Raw genomic sequence first — 14,128 nt, forward strand, 5'->3', positions numbered from 1 at the left:
TGCGTCAGGAACAGGATGGGGTTGGGGCGACTGATCCGAGTATTCGGATCAGCAGAGGGTCAAGGCATCAAGCTGCGCAGGATGAGGTTCGAAGTCAGCGTCGGCGCCACTTCGATAAAGTCGAGGTTGTGTTGCAGCATCAGGGGATTGACGAAGGGCCGCAGCGCCAGGTGGATCGATTCGACCGTCTCGTCCAGCGGCGTCCTGCGCTCGAACTCACCGGCCTCGCGCCCTTCACGGACAATGTCGGTGATGAAACGCTTGATCTGCGCATCGTAACGCTGCGCACTCGGCCAGTTCTCACCCGCTGCAAACGCAGCAATGTCGTAGAGCTTGCGGTCGTTGAAAAACAGGTTCACGCCCGTGGCGATCACGGTTTTCACCAAACGGCGGAAACGCTCGGTAGGCGTCAGGTCTTCCTCGTTGATCGCCTGCTCGACCGCCGCAACGATTTGCCCCAGACAGTTAGCGCAGATGGCTTCGCCAATCGCCTGCTTGGAATCAAAGAATTTGTAGATGTACGCCTTGGAGAAACCGATGGCCTTGGCCAGATCGGACACCGTGGTCTTGGCGTAGCCGTACTGGCTGAAATGCTCGTTGGCAGCCGCGACAATCTGATCACGAATGTCGTGATCGACTGGCCCACGCGGGCCGGGGAAGGATGGGGAAACTGAGGACTGGTTCATGTCGGCAGCTTACTCACCCGCCCGCCGACTGACAACGTGTGACACATTTTGAATACCACCACCCATCCACTGTGGGAGCGAGCCCGCTCGCGAATACGCCCGCCCAAACAACACAAATCTCCCGCCCATCACCTGCCAGGAAACGTGACGCTAACCAGCCTTACTGATCGCAGAAAAATTGATACGAGAAAAGCCATGCAGCAACATCCCGACAATGATCAGCGCCCCCGCCCGCAACCACGTCTCCCACCCCTGCTGACTGAGCAGCACCAGACACGACACGATCGCAAGCACCGGGACAAAGGTCGGCACGCGAAAGTGATCCTCCTCTACCCTGTCCCGCCGAAGAACCAGCACCGCCACATTGGTACTCAGAAAAACGAACAGCAACAGCAAAACCACCGTCTCTGCCAACGTTGCCAGCGTGCCTGTGAGTGTCAGGGCAATAGCGACCACGGTAGTTGCAACAATGGCAGCCCATGGAGTTTTTCGTTCAGGCAGCACCGCACCCAAAACACCCGGCAACAGCCCCAGATTCGCCATGCCATAGGTCAATCGGCTGGCCATGATCATGGTTAACAGCGCACCGTTGGCCACAGCAATCAGCGCAATGAAAGAGAACAGTGCCGGCGGGATTGCGAGGGTCGATGCGCGGACAACTTCGAGCAAAGGCGCCGACGTGGCCACCAACTTCTCGGTAGGCAATACCGAAGAAGCCGCCACGCCCACCGCCATGTAAACCACGCCAGCGGTGAGCAAAGCCGCGAACAAGGCGCGCGGGTAGACCTTGCGCACGTCCTTGATTTCCTCGGCGAGATTGGCCGAGGTTTCGAAGCCTACGAAGGAATAGAAAGCCAACAACGCCGCCCCCAACACCGCCAGCATGGGACTGACGCCCGGCTTGAACGTGAGCGTCCGCCCCAGATCCGCATCGCCTGTGCGGAAATACCAGACAGCGGCGACGATCACCAAAATCAGCCCGGACAGTTCAATCACGGTCATCACCAGGTTTGCCCCAAGCGACTCCTTGATCCCCCGCGCGTTGAGCAGGCCGATCGCCAGAAGAAACACTAGGGCGGCAATCTGCGGCGATACGTCAACGAAGGCGTTGAGGTAATCACCGGCAAACGCCAGCGACAAACCCGCAGCGCTGGTGACCGCAGCCGCCAGCATGCAGAAACCGACGAGGAAGGAAATGAGCGGTGACTTGAAGGCCTTTTCCGCGAACACCGAAGCCGCGCCGGCGTGAGGATATTTGGTCACCAACTCCGCGTAGGAACCCGCCGTCAACATGGCGAAGAACAGCGCAATCAGCAGCGGCACCCAAATCGCGCCGCCCACCTCCCCTGCGATCGTTCCGGCGAGTGCGTAAACACCCGCGCCGAGTACATCGCCGAGAATAAACAGAAACAGCATCGGGAAAGTGATAGCCCGGCGCAGAGCAGGTTTATGAGTGGGAGCCGTCACGGTCATTCCTTGATTCAGGTGGGTAGGAGCTGGAGGGTTTTCACCTCAAACAATGGAAATGGCGCCGAAAGCAAAGTTCAAAATGTGTGACCGCCCGACTGGCACGACGCTGTAAACGTTGCCAACTCGACACCTGTGGGAGCGAGCCTGCTCGCGAAGACCCCAGCCCGATCAACACGAAACCTCAGCCAAAACCAATTCCCTAAACACCCCGTTTAAAACCGACATCCAGACCGTTCCAGCAAGCTACAACGCCTTGCGCCATTGCCTACGACTACGCCAGAATCCGCCGGCTTGTGCGCCTCGGGCCGGGGCTCTATCGTTGGCCGGTCACTGAAAAACAGTGATCGGGTTTGGTAGCCCGGGTATACGAGGTGCGCAATGACACCATTTGGCGAAGTCTTCGCCTGGCTTCTATGGTGGCTATGCGCAGGGCGCTTTCGAGCGCGCCGGTTTTGCCTCGTGTCCCGGTCTACCAACCTGTGCATGGCCGCCACCCTTCGTTTGGTAGCGAACGGGTGATGGCTCCTTTTAAAGCGGCACGAGGAGAAAGATCATGTTCAAAGTCACGCCCAACCCGCCACAGTCAGACGCAACCTCCCCCTACGAATCCCTCGACTCAAAAAAACTCCACGAAGCCGCCGACCGCGCCCTCGACCACTACCTCAAACCCACCGACACCCTCAAAACCACGCCCTACCAGACCAGCAGCATGTTCCTCGCCAACCCGAAAACCGCGACTGAAGAATTGCTGGTCAACGCCAGCGAATCGCTAGGCTCCGCCTCGGTAATGCTGAGTGATGTGATCGGGATGGTTGAAGGATCTGCTCGCAAGACACTGCAAGGTATCGCGCAGGTAGTGATGCTCGGCGAGCTGGCGGTTAATCAGGCGTTGGATAACGTCGTGCCGGTCGAGTAATTCTGCGGATGCAGGCGTTCGCTAATGCCTCGCCCCCATCGCGCGCTCCTCGATAGCCCAGCCTTGCGCTGGGCTTTTTGCTCGTCAGTGGCAGTGGTAGTCGTTGTCGTTGTCGTTGGTTTTATGGTTGCGATGGCAACCCTTTGCATCAGTGCCACCGCTGTGCGCAAACGGCCTTATGCGCTCAGGCCAATCCAGCCATGAAAGCCGACATACAGGCCAACGCCAATGATCAGCACGCTGGACAGGTAAGGAGCGCGGCGCGCCACGGTTCCCAGCCACGGCCAGCGATTGGAAGCCTGTCTGGCACCGATGGCCGCAGCGGCACCGACAGTGACCAGAGTCAGCGCCAGGCCGATGCTGAAACACAGGACGAGCATGCCGCCGAGCGCGACTTCTTTGACTTGCAGGCACAGCAACAGGACAGTGATGGCAGCCGGACAAGGAATCAGGCCGCCAGTCAGCCCGAACATGACGATCTGACCCGTGGTCACTTCGCGGTTGGTGAAGCGTTTACGGATGTCGTTGGCATGAGCACGTTCGTGCGCATCCTGATAGCCATCAATCGACAGCTCCAGGCCTTCCAACTCGGAATGCGCATGCCCGTGACCATGCTCCTGGAATGTCAGGTCGTAATCATGCGAATGCCCGGCATGTCCAAGGCTCAAGCGAGCGCTGAACTCGTGCGGTTCCGGAATATCCACCGTCGACTGCAGAAAGCCTTCACGCTCGACGAAAGCGAACGATTGGCTGCTGCCGTCCGGACGCGTCGTGGTCAGGCGAACATCCGAGGCTGCCCAGGCGTGTCCGCTCAAGGTCTTCAGGCGCCAGTGCGGTGGCATGCCTTCCTCGAAGATCGACAGTTCAACACGGCCATGGCCGGTATCTATTCGGTGCGTTTCATCATGATGACCATGGTCGTGTTCGCCGTGATGGTGATCATCGCTTTGCTCGAACTTGAACATCTGCTCACCGCGCCAGGTACGCCACAGCATCCACAGGGCAATCATGATGATCAGTGCAGCAGACGCAAGCTGGAAGTACGGCTCAGTGGTTTGCGCATCCAGGCCTTTGCCCAGGTACATGCCGCCGATGGCGACCAGCCACACCACGGCGGTGTGCGAAAGCGTTGCGGCCAACCCCAACAAAACAGCCTGTTTGACCGAGCCACGGATGGCCACGATGAAGGCCGCCATCATGGTTTTCGAATGACCTGGTTCAAGCCCATGCAAGGCACCGAGCAGAATCGCGCTCGGGAAATACAGCCAGGCGTGAGCCCCGCCTTGCTGCAACAGTTCAGCGAAATCGGGCATGTCAGACCTAAAGGTACTTGGTGATTTGTTTGAAGGCTTCCAGCGGTGCGCGCTCGCCATTGCCTAGCGCCGAAACGGTATCTTCGAGGCAGTGGTCGATGTGATCCTGGATGAGCGTGCGTTTGGCCTGGCAAATCGCTTTCTCAACCGCATGAAGCTGCTGGGCGATATCCACGCACTGACGCCCTTCTTCGATCATGGTGATGATGCCGCGCAAATGCCCGTCCGCCCGTTTGAGGCGTTTGATGATCGCCTCATGACTTTGGTGGGTGTGGGGATGGTTGTGGTCGTGTTCGTGCTCACTCATGAGTTGAGTCTCAGGGCTCGATGAATCGCTGGCATCCTATCCCCCCAGGGGGGATTAGGCAATTCGCTTGAACGCCCTGTCAACGAGTTGAAACCTTTAACGCCATGTACAGCAAAACACTGACAACGACGCTAGTAATCGCGCTTGCTCTCGCCATGTTCATGGCCTGGGCCGGGCATACCTATTCGTTGGCAGTCACCTCGGGGCAGCCAGCCTGGGAGATCGCTCAGGACGTCCATCATTCTCACGGCGAAGAGTCGTCATCCAGCCACGACCGGCGATTACCTGAGCGTCAAACAGTAGTCCGGAACACATTGAAAACGAGGCCGCAAATGCGGCCTCGTTTTTTCTGCGCGACGAAAAGTGCTGGATTCAAATCCCGCAAATGTCCGTGCGCAGCCGCCAGGCGTCTTTCGCTGGTGGCATGCCGAACAGACGGGCGTAGTCCCGACTGAACTGCGAGGGACTTTCGTAACCGACTGCATATCCCGCCTCTGCGGCATCGACCGCTTCGGTGACCATCAGCCGGCGTGCTTCCTGTAGCCGCAACTGGTTACGAAATTCCAGCGGGCTCATCGAGGTGATCGCCTTGAAATGCGTATGAAAAGAAGAACGGCTCATGCCGGCGATTTCGACGAGTTCATCTATCCGACACGCTTCGTTGTAGTGGCTGCGTAGCCAGGCAATAGCCTTGGCGATCTGGTTCAAGCGGCTGTCTGCTTGTGCCATCTGCCTGATGAGGCTGTTGCCGTTTTCGGTTAGAAGGCGATAAAGCATTTCGCGAATCACCAGCGGAGCGAGCGCTTCGATATCCCGTGGCCTGTCGAGCAGCCCGGCCAGCCGGACCGCAGCATCCAGCAGTTCTGGAGTCGTATCGTTGAGCGTAATGCCTGCCGGCGGTGCACTGACGCTCTCTTCTCTTAACGGATGGCGCAGCGCAAGTTCATTCAACACATTGGTATCGAGATCCAGCGCCAGGCACAGATAAGGAACAGCCTCACTCGCCTCGATGACCGAGCCCATCACCGGAAGGTCTACCGATGCAATCAGGTACTTGGCCGGATCGTAAACATAGGCGGTAGTGCCCAGCATCGCTTGTTTACGTCCTTGGGCGACCAGGCAGAGCGCTGGCTCGTACACCACCGGCATAGGCATCGTGGGCGAAGCCGAGCGAATCAGGCTGACACCCGGAATCGCGGTGCTGTGAATGCCGTCATCCCGGACGTGACGACTAACGATATCGACAAGCTTTGAAAGGGAACTCAAACGCAACTCCATAACGAGGGCATGCGGCGGTTTAACAACTGGTATCGGATGATCAAGCAAGAAATCAGGACGATCCTGCAACAGCCCTCCTCCGCTCATAAGTCACACTTCAGATGAGGCCCAGAGATACTGCCGTCCACACCCGCGCCGATTCTTTGCCAATGCCTCATATAGAACAACGGCGTGTGGGAACGCAACTAACGGCTTACAGATAACAACAACGGCCCATCCAACTCGACGGGGCTCATCGAACAGATTAAGGAGCACAGGAAATGACGCTTGTTCAACGCCTCTCTACAGCACTAGCGCTAGTCCTCACCGTTCTCATTGCAGGGCCGGCGCCCGCCGTGGCCAGCGAACCGACTACGGAACGCAACCGCCAATTCATCGCGCAAGCGTTCAACCAGTGGGCTCAAGGCGGCCGGACGTTCTTCACAGATGTGCTGTCTCCCGACGTGACCTGGACAATCAAGGGAACGAGTCCTTCGGCGGGCACTTATCGGGGCCGAGATGACTTCCTGAAACACGCAGTCCAACCCTTCGCAAAACGGCTCGCCTCGCCCGTTCGCCCGACGGTGACGGATATCTGGGCTGAGGGCGATGACGTCGTCGTGCACTGGGACGGCACCGCCACCGCAGCCGACGGCGCGCCTTATCGCAACAGCTACGTATGGATCATGCGCATACGAAATCTGCAGGTAGTTGAGGTCGTAGCCTTTCTCGACCTGGTGCCTTACGACGACGTTATTAGGCGAATTCCGCTTGAAGCGGGAGATCTTGAATAGATAAGCCTGCCAGAATCGGCTGAAGGATCTGCCTGTAGGAAACTGCGAGATATTACGCAGGTGGACATGTCACCGAATGTCGGCTTTCGGCCAGAAGCCGTCACTCTCTAAGCGGCTGTAATCGGTCCAGAACAGCCAGTCGGCGTGGCGTTACTGCTATACCAGCGATAACGGACAAAGACGTCAAAAACTGGAAAACCTATCGAGTGTCTTTGGGCTAATGTTGTTGCTCTAATCATCTAGGCAGCGATGGTCTCATGCAGAAGCAAGTAACCCGCGAAAACCATTACGTTCCTCAGTGGTACCAACGAGGTTTTCTAGCAAAGGGGCGGCACAAACTGCATGTTCGAAATCTTTGCCCTGCAATCACAACGTTGCCGAATGGACAGCTTCTACAAGAGCCAGAAGTCGAGGAGCTCGGCCCGAAGCTAGCCTTCAAGGAATTCGACCTTTACACGACTCGCTTCGGTGAGATGTTGAACGACGATATAGAGACCCATTTGTTCGGCAAGATCGATAAGAAAGGTGCTGATGCAGTCCGAGGCTGGATATCCGGCGACCCGGGACGGATACACCGCACGTTCCTAGATTTTTTCGGCTACATGGACGCCCAGAAGCTGCGTACTCCGAAGGGACTGGATTGGATATTGAAGCACTTCCAAGGCCTCCCTCAGATGGAATTGATGGTACAGATGCAGTTACTGCGTCAAATGCATTGTGCGATGTGGTCCGAGTGCGTCAGAGAGATCGTGTCGGCCGCGAACTCATCTGTGAAATTTTTGGTGAGCGACCACCCCATCACCCTATTCAATCCGAAACTCAGCTCTGGCACTGACGAATATCAGTACCCTGATGACCCAGGCATTCAGATGGTGGGGACACAAACCATCTTTGCGCTTGATGCCAATCATTGTCTGATCCTGACAAACCTTGAGTACGCCGAAAACCCTGATGCAGCTGATCACCTTGCGCGCCGAACAAATGCTCGATTCCGTGGTGAGTCGATCACACGCACTGACGCCATGTTGCGCGGGCGCGAACTGACTGAAGGAGAGGTCAACGCGATCAACCTTGTTCTCCTGTCTCGTGCTAAGCAATTTGTAGCTGGCGGCCAGCCTGAGTGGCTGCACCCTGAGCGATCGTGCCGACTTTCCTGGGATGAGATCGGAAAGATTCTTCTACCAGGTGATGAGCTGCATAATTTTGGTGGACAGATCTACGTAGGATTCGAAGACGGTACTTCGAAGTACAGCGACCAATTCGGCCGAACGTCAAATTCACACGAATTCCTCGCTAAACCGCACCTGAAGAGCGAGCCGGAGCCTGATGATCGATGTGGTTGTGGGGGCGGATTACCCTTCCGGGATTGTTGTGCCGACATTACCCCGAGGTTGCGCCCGTCTTGGCGAATGATGAGCATCAGAGAGCGTAATCTTGCGCTCATAGGTGGCATTTCGAAGATCCTTAAACTAGATGGTTCGGCGGAGTCTTGGCTGCGTGTACGCCGCACTCTAACGGATGATCAAGTACGGCATATATATCAATTGCATGCTGCACTTTGGCCGTTGGACACTCAGATGATCGATCTGCTACCAAGCCCGCAAAGCAAACGATCACGCGCGCTCTATTTAGGTATGACGGATGCACGAACGCTTTCCGCGAAGATCACAGGCATGCTTGCATATGTAGACGAGCTAGTTGTGGCACATCCGTTCATGAATGCGAATGCGGTACGGAAAGAGTTCAGTCCAGTTCATCTGCCGGCTTCATATCGCGCCCAGACCCTACAGAATATTTTTGCGCTGCTTGTCTTGGAGCCGGCAATAAGGGGAGGTCGGGTTCACCTCGTACCTGACCCATCTGACTTCGACTATGATTTTCGCAGTGAGATTAAGGCGATCAATGATCGCGCCGGAGGTGAGGTTGAGATTGGTCCGTTGGACAAGGAGATGGTGCGTGACCTTGGACGATACGAGATGATGTGCGCGATCAAGCGGCTTTCATCTCATGAGATGAAGAGTTATATCCGTAGGCTCAGCCCTACTGGTTCGGAAGGTATGACAGATGCCGCTATCGAATTGGTCGTTGACACCTGGAGAGCGGAAGTTGAGCGAGATCCTTTGGCCTTGCTCACACCAGTACCGCAGACAGCTCAGCACGGCGAGTTTAAAATCATGAAAGGTTTTACTCGTGAAACGGGCCTGTATGTTGCAACACTAACCGGAGCGTTTGTATATACAGACTCGGATACTCAGTGGGGTCGACTTCACCACACGGATGGAGTGCATCGCTACGAGGAAGACTTAATTTCAAAAGAAATCGCCGCGCAATTGGAGCTAAAGCAGATCCAGGTTCCGACCCTCACCTACTATCACGAGCTGCCGCCAAAGGACGCCGATACAATCCGGGTTTTGCTTCGAGAAATGGTGATGGCATTGCGAAAGGGTGCGGCGTTTGAAGTTGGCGCCATGGAGGCCGAACGAGAGTCCACAAATGCAACCAGTGAGGCAGAACAGTTGCTCACTTATAAACTCCATGCGTCTATTCCGGCTGGTGGATTTCAGCGTACCGACGTGACTCGCCTGGTCATGACTTTTGGGCGGCTTGAGGACGTTCCACCTGTTCGATTAGCCCTATTTTTAGAACCAGCTGTGAAGGCAGTTTAGGGTTGCACTTGATGTAGACTCGCTGGGTGAGTACGGATTCGAATCGTACTGATTGGCTGCTCATAGCCGAAAGCCGGCGTGAGCCCTGAAACGATATGGAGTATTGATCTTTTTTTGTGCCAATGAGACGGAAAGCTAATGCAGGGCGTGCATCTTTTTGAGTTTGGGCTACTCTTTATCTCTGGAAGTACGCATTTCAACAAGCACCCTATCTCAATCCGCAGAGGTTAATTGTGAACTTTGATAAGCACTCCCGCACTGTCTCACTGCAATGCCCAACTTGCGGAGGGTCATCTTTTGAATCTGACGTAAATGAAAGCCCAGAGGTAAAATGCGTTCAGTGCGAGAGGGTAATCTCGCGCGACGAGCTTTTGCGCGAAAATAGTGAAAACATCCGGGAGAACTTAGAAGAAATCAAAGCGAACGTCGCTAAAGATATTGCTGGGCAGATGAAAAAGGCTTTGAAAGATGCGTTCAAGGGCAATAAAAATATTAAATTCAAATGACTAGTTTTGCTGTTGGCTCCGGCGAAATCATTGCAGGATTCGCATTGCTTTTCTCAATCTATGCAACCTTTAAAACTATTCAGTTTAACAATCGTCAGCAAAAATTAATTGTTACTCAAGAAAAGCTTAATCAGTTGCTGCTTGATAAAGAAACCTCGGTAATTGAATTCGAAAAACAAGCTGAGCTCGGCGCTTCCTTTTTAAAGCTTGGAAGTAACAAATATCGTGTGAAAATTTGGAATAAAGGTAAAGCGCCCGCGCAGGATGTTTCAATTGATTTTCCTGAAGGAAACGAAATTGTTTCGGAACGTGAGATTAATGAAAAATTCCCATTGCAGTTTCTTGATGTTCACCAGGCCGTCGAGCTCATTGCATCCGTGGGGCTGAGCACTAAGTCAAAGCACCTTGTGAAGCTTGAGTGGTCGGACGGAAGAGCACTGAGAGTTGAAAAGCTGATATGGATAACTATTTGATAAATGCAGTTTTATGAAGCCCGCGAACGTCCGCTTTTGGCCGATTGCCGCCAGTCGCCATGGGCGCTCTGCTGCCAGGCCATGTATTCGCCTCGCGAAACCGCGCTTCAAACACCTGAACTCTCCGCAATCTCCCCTTCGCCCCGCAAAAATTCCACAAACGCCCTCAGCGGCGAAGGCATGTGACGGCGGCCGTGGTAGTAAAGAAACGGACCGTCGAATGTCTGCCACCAGTCCTCGAGAATCGGCACCAGTCGACCATCGGAGAGCGGCTCGCGCAGGAAGTCCTCGAAGGTATAGACGATGCCCAGTCCGTTGATGGCCGAGCGAATTTTCAGATCGTGCGACGACGTCAGCAGTTGCCCCTGAGGCGGGATACGCACGATACGGCCGTCTCGATGGAACTCGAATACGCCGACTTTGCCACTCTCGAACCGATGGCCAAGCAGGTCATGGCCCGGCAGTTCTTCGGGGTGAGTGGGCGTACCGCGTTCAGCCAGATAGCGCGGGGCGGCGGCTGCAACGAAGCGTTGGCGACGCGGGCCGATGGGCACGGCGATCATGTCTTTGGCCAGGCTCTCTGCATAGCGCACGCCGGCGTCATACCCGCCAGCGTTGACATCGACGAAGGTGTTGTCCATGACGACTTCGACACTGACCCCTGGATAAAGGCGCAGAAAACGCGCCAGCAGGTCGGGCAACAGAAAGCGTGCCACCGGCACTGGCACATTGAGCTTGAGCGTGCCGACCGGGCGCTGAGCGTCGTCGTCCAGATCGTTGAAAGCGGCGTCGATTTCCTGCAAGGCCGGGCGCAGGCGCTCGAGCAATCGCTCGCCGGCGGCAGTCGGCGTGACGCTGCGCGTGGTTCGATTGAGCAGGCGCACGCCCAGGTCGCTTTCCAGCCGACGCATGCAGTCGCTCAACGACGAGGCGGACAGCCCGCGCTTTTGCGCGGCAGCACGAAATCCCCCCGCCTCGACCACCGCAGCAAATATCGACACATCGGTAAGGTTTGGTTTACGCATGGACGCTTCCTCTGCAAGCGGCTGACTGTACGCCATACCGTACGGGCCATCCACCAATGCCCGACTTATCCTCGCGCATTCGTACACCGATACTGCTCACTCGCCCCCGCCAACCGGGAACCTGTCACGCGAATGAGAATCCCCCGATGAGCCATTCACCCGCTACGCCGAGCAATACCGCGACCCAACGCCTCCTCAAGGCCACCCCGATGCTGTTCGCCATTTCCGCGATGGCCGGCACACTGGCTGCGCAGGCTGCTCCCCAAACGGAGCCGAAGCCGGACTGGTCAACCCACGACATGCCCAGCCAGAAAGGCCGCATTGTGCTGGTGACCGGAGGGACCAGCGGCATGGGCTATGAAGACGCGCTGGCCCTGACGCGCGCTGGTGCCGAGGTGATCATCGCCGCACGCAACGCCGAGCGCGGCCGCGAAGCGATCACGAAGATCAAGCACGCCGTGCCCGAGGCGCGCGTGCAATTCGAAACGCTGGACCTTGCCAATCTGCAATCGGTGCGCGACCTCGCCAACCATCTGCAAGGTCGCCTGCCGAGGCTCGACGTGCTGATCAACAATGCCGCGATCATGTCGCCGCCTGTTCGAGGCGTTTCGGCCGACGGCTACGAGATGCAGCTGGCGACCAATTATCTGGGGCATTTCGCCTTGACCGGCCTGCTGATGCCCCTGCTACGCAAAAGCGACGATGGTCGGGTGGTCAGCCTGTCGAGCATTGCCGCCGGGCGCGCAAGCCTGAACTTCGATGACCTGCAGGCTGAGCGCGATTACGACCCTTTCGCCACCTACAGCCAATCGAAACTGGCGGTTCTGAAATGGAGTATTGAGCTGCAGCAGCGCAGCGATGCCGCCGGTTGGGGGATACGCAGCATCGCCGCGCACCCCGGCGTTGCCGTGACCGAACTGATCGCGCGTGGGCCTGGCCTGGACAGTCAATTCGGCAAACAATGGGCTGTAGAGCGGGACCTGTATCATTCCGCAGCGCAGGGCGCGCTGCCCACGCTGTATGCGGCGACGGCGCTGGAGGCGGTGGGCGGCGCCTACTACGGCCCCACCGGTGATAACGAGAAGCGCGGGCCGCTGGGCTTCGCCAAGATGCCGCCGGCCGCTGCCGATCGCTCGAATTCGGCCACACTGTGGCAACTCTCCGAGCGACTGACCGGCGTCACCTACCGCTGACCGCCCGGCACGGGCAGGCCCCGTGCCATTGCCCCGCCACTCCCACAGGAGCGCAACATGGATACGTCTCTTCTTGCCCACCGCGCCGGCGCCATCATCAATGCCGAGGCTCACGAGCTGCGCCCTGCGCTCAACGGTTTTCTGCTGTTCGTTTGCCTGTTCGCCGGCTATTTCATGCTCCGTCCGATCCGCGAATCGATGGGCATCACTGCCGGCGTCGAGAACTTGCAGTGGCTGTTCACCGCGACCTTCGTGGTCATGCTGGCGGCCGTTCCGCTGTTCGCCTGGCTCAGCGCACGCGTGCCGCGCCTGCATTTCGTGGACTGGGTATACGGATTCTTCTGCACCAACCTGCTGTTGTTCGCCGCCTTGTTCCTGGGTGAGGAAAGCCCGTGGCTGGCGCGCGTGTTTTACGTGTGGATATCGGTCTACAACCTGTTTGTCGTATCGGTCGCCTGGAGCCTGATGGCCGATGTATTCGACAGTGCCCAGGCCAAACGTCTGTTCGCGTTCATCGCGGCGGGCGCCAGCGTCGGCGGCCTGAGTGGCCCTGCGCTGAGCGCCTTGCTGATCGGTCCGCTGGGTGAGTCCGGCCTGATGCTGCTGGCCGCTGTTCTGCTCGGCGCTGCGATGTGGTTCAAGCGCCAGCTGATGCACTGGCGCGAACAGGGTGGCGCAGGACGCCCCGATGCCGCGCCGAGCGAAAGCCCTCGCAGGCCGTTGCCCGGCAATCCGTTCAGCGGTATGACGGCCGTTCTGAAATCACCCTATCTGCTCGGCATCTGCGGCTTTGTGGTGCTGCTGGCGACAGTCTCCACCTTCCTTTACTTCGAGCAGGCACGCGTCGTCGCCGAACACTTCCCGGACCGCGAGGCGCAGGTGCGCGTGTTTGGCATCATCGACTTTGTCGTGCAGGCGGGCGCCCTGCTCTGTCAGCTGTTCATCACTGGACGCCTCGCGCAAAGGCTCGGCGTCGGCGTGCTGTTGGCCATGGTGCCGCTGGTCATGTGCGCGGGGTTTATCGGACTGATCTTCGCGCCCAGCTTTGGCCTGATCGCCGCGCTGATGATCGTGCGCCGCATCGGTGAGTACGCCTTCGTGCGCCCAGGCCGGGAGATGCTGTTCGCCCCGCTCGATGCCGAGAGCAAGTACAAGGCGAAGAACTTCATCGACACCGTGGTCTACCGCGCCGGCGACGCCATCAGTGCCTGGGCAAAAAGCGCGCTGGACGCCCTCGGCCAAGGTGCAGGCATGGCAGCGCTGGTCGGCGCGTTGTGTGCACTGCTGTGGGGTCTGCTGGGGTGGCGGCTCGGCGAGCGGGCGGACCGCCGAGCCAGTGTGACGGGAGCACGGCAAAACCCAGCGTAGCGCGGTCCAATCGAGAGACAAGGATTTTTCTTGAAAGCATTCGCCATGCACAGGGCCAGACTTTGCAGACTGACTGACGGCTGACCGCTCCACCAGGGAACTGCCGGTGCCAGGCATCGTCCGAGCTTAAGCGTTTAAGCAAACAGCTCGCCAC

At 57.5% G+C, this 14,128-nt stretch carries 13 protein-coding genes; 7 read left to right on the forward strand and 6 right to left on the reverse strand.

Going from position 1 to position 14,128, the window contains the following annotated elements; translation table 11 throughout:
* Positions 1-59: 59 nt before the first annotated feature.
* The gene (locus ACV8MC_RS21735) at positions 60-686 is read right to left on the reverse strand and encodes a TetR/AcrR family transcriptional regulator (protein WP_016774383.1); all 627 of its coding nucleotides are present in this window, start codon (positions 684-686) and stop codon (positions 60-62) included.
* A gap of 150 nt (positions 687-836) precedes the next feature.
* Positions 837-2,159, reverse strand: coding sequence for an APC family permease (locus ACV8MC_RS21740; RefSeq protein WP_457263427.1), 1,323 nt, complete (start codon positions 2,157-2,159; stop codon positions 837-839).
* 550 nt (positions 2,160-2,709) lie between these two features.
* Between ACV8MC_RS21740 and ACV8MC_RS21745 the strand changes: the two genes are divergently transcribed.
* On the forward strand, positions 2,710-3,072 hold the full coding sequence (locus ACV8MC_RS21745; RefSeq protein WP_056785034.1) for a DUF6124 family protein: 363 nt from the start codon (positions 2,710-2,712) through the stop codon (positions 3,070-3,072).
* A gap of 176 nt (positions 3,073-3,248) precedes the next feature.
* Here ACV8MC_RS21745 and ACV8MC_RS21750 read toward each other — a convergent pair whose 3' ends face one another.
* From ACV8MC_RS21750 to ACV8MC_RS21760, 3 genes are all read right to left on the reverse strand, one after another.
* Positions 3,249-4,385: a nickel/cobalt efflux protein RcnA gene (locus ACV8MC_RS21750; protein ID WP_122750723.1), complete on the reverse strand. Its 1,137-nt coding sequence runs from the start codon at positions 4,383-4,385 to the stop codon at positions 3,249-3,251.
* Positions 4,386-4,392: 7 nt separating this feature from the next.
* Entirely contained in the window at positions 4,393-4,692 is a 300-nt protein-coding gene (locus tag ACV8MC_RS21755; RefSeq protein WP_130930014.1) for a metal-sensing transcriptional repressor, read from the reverse strand.
* A 372-nt stretch (positions 4,693-5,064) separates the two neighbouring features.
* Entirely contained in the window at positions 5,065-6,039 is a 975-nt protein-coding gene (locus ACV8MC_RS21760; RefSeq protein WP_457263430.1) for an AraC family transcriptional regulator N-terminal domain-containing protein, read from the reverse strand.
* 191 nt (positions 6,040-6,230) lie between these two features.
* Between ACV8MC_RS21760 and ACV8MC_RS21765 the strand changes: the two genes are divergently transcribed.
* The 4 genes from ACV8MC_RS21765 to ACV8MC_RS21780 all read left to right on the forward strand — a co-directional run bounded on the left by ACV8MC_RS21765 (position 6,231) and on the right by ACV8MC_RS21780 (position 10,388).
* Entirely contained in the window at positions 6,231-6,743 is a 513-nt protein-coding gene (locus ACV8MC_RS21765; RefSeq protein ID WP_457263432.1) for a nuclear transport factor 2 family protein, read from the forward strand.
* Positions 6,744-7,000: 257 nt separating this feature from the next.
* Entirely contained in the window at positions 7,001-9,409 is a 2,409-nt protein-coding gene (locus ACV8MC_RS21770; protein WP_282382178.1) for a DUF4238 domain-containing protein, read from the forward strand.
* 233 nt (positions 9,410-9,642) lie between these two features.
* Complete coding sequence (locus ACV8MC_RS21775) at positions 9,643-9,915, forward strand: ECs_2282 family putative zinc-binding protein (protein WP_282382181.1); 273 nt, start codon at positions 9,643-9,645, stop codon at positions 9,913-9,915.
* The gene (locus ACV8MC_RS21780; protein WP_336341367.1) at positions 9,912-10,388 is read left to right on the forward strand and encodes a hypothetical protein; all 477 of its coding nucleotides are present in this window, start codon (positions 9,912-9,914) and stop codon (positions 10,386-10,388) included. Before ACV8MC_RS21775 ends, ACV8MC_RS21780 begins: the two co-directional genes overlap by 4 nt.
* 107 nt (positions 10,389-10,495) lie before the next feature.
* Here the strand turns inward: ACV8MC_RS21780 and ACV8MC_RS21785 are convergent, their stop codons facing one another.
* Positions 10,496-11,413: a LysR family transcriptional regulator gene (locus tag ACV8MC_RS21785; RefSeq protein ID WP_457263433.1), complete on the reverse strand. Its 918-nt coding sequence runs from the start codon at positions 11,411-11,413 to the stop codon at positions 10,496-10,498.
* Between the two features lie 146 nt (positions 11,414-11,559).
* Here ACV8MC_RS21785 and ACV8MC_RS21790 point away from each other — a divergent pair, with 146 nt between their 5' ends.
* Both ACV8MC_RS21790 and ACV8MC_RS21795 read left to right on the forward strand, forming a co-directional pair.
* A complete protein-coding gene (locus tag ACV8MC_RS21790; protein WP_457263435.1) occupies positions 11,560-12,606 on the forward strand; it encodes an oxidoreductase in 1,047 nt (348 codons plus the stop codon).
* A gap of 57 nt (positions 12,607-12,663) precedes the next feature.
* Positions 12,664-13,974 (forward strand): NTP/NDP exchange transporter, encoded by a 1,311-nt coding sequence (locus ACV8MC_RS21795; protein ID WP_457263437.1) that lies wholly within the window; start codon positions 12,664-12,666, stop codon positions 13,972-13,974.
* Positions 13,975-14,128: the final 154 nt, after the last annotated feature.

The sequence above is a fragment of the Pseudomonas sp. PK-RTE-24 genome, from assembly GCF_054052265.1.

Coding starts and splice junctions, on each gene's coding strand:
- ACV8MC_RS21735 (WP_016774383.1), bottom strand. CDS start 686: ATGAACCAGTCCTCAGTTTCCCCATCCTTCCCCGGCCCGCGTGGGCCA.
- ACV8MC_RS21740 (WP_457263427.1), bottom strand. CDS start 2,159: ATGACCGTGACGGCTCCCACTCATAAACCTGCTCTGCGCCGGGCTATC.
- ACV8MC_RS21745 (WP_056785034.1), top strand. CDS start 2,710: ATGTTCAAAGTCACGCCCAACCCGCCACAGTCAGACGCAACCTCCCCC.
- ACV8MC_RS21750 (WP_122750723.1), bottom strand. CDS start 4,385: ATGCCCGATTTCGCTGAACTGTTGCAGCAAGGCGGGGCTCACGCCTGG.
- ACV8MC_RS21755 (WP_130930014.1), bottom strand. CDS start 4,692: ATGAGTGAGCACGAACACGACCACAACCATCCCCACACCCACCAAAGT.
- ACV8MC_RS21765 (WP_457263432.1), top strand. CDS start 6,231: ATGACGCTTGTTCAACGCCTCTCTACAGCACTAGCGCTAGTCCTCACC.
- ACV8MC_RS21770 (WP_282382178.1), top strand. CDS start 7,001: ATGCAGAAGCAAGTAACCCGCGAAAACCATTACGTTCCTCAGTGGTAC.
- ACV8MC_RS21780 (WP_336341367.1), top strand. CDS start 9,912: ATGACTAGTTTTGCTGTTGGCTCCGGCGAAATCATTGCAGGATTCGCA.
- ACV8MC_RS21785 (WP_457263433.1), bottom strand. CDS start 11,413: ATGCGTAAACCAAACCTTACCGATGTGTCGATATTTGCTGCGGTGGTC.
- ACV8MC_RS21790 (WP_457263435.1), top strand. CDS start 11,560: ATGAGCCATTCACCCGCTACGCCGAGCAATACCGCGACCCAACGCCTC.
- ACV8MC_RS21795 (WP_457263437.1), top strand. CDS start 12,664: ATGGATACGTCTCTTCTTGCCCACCGCGCCGGCGCCATCATCAATGCC.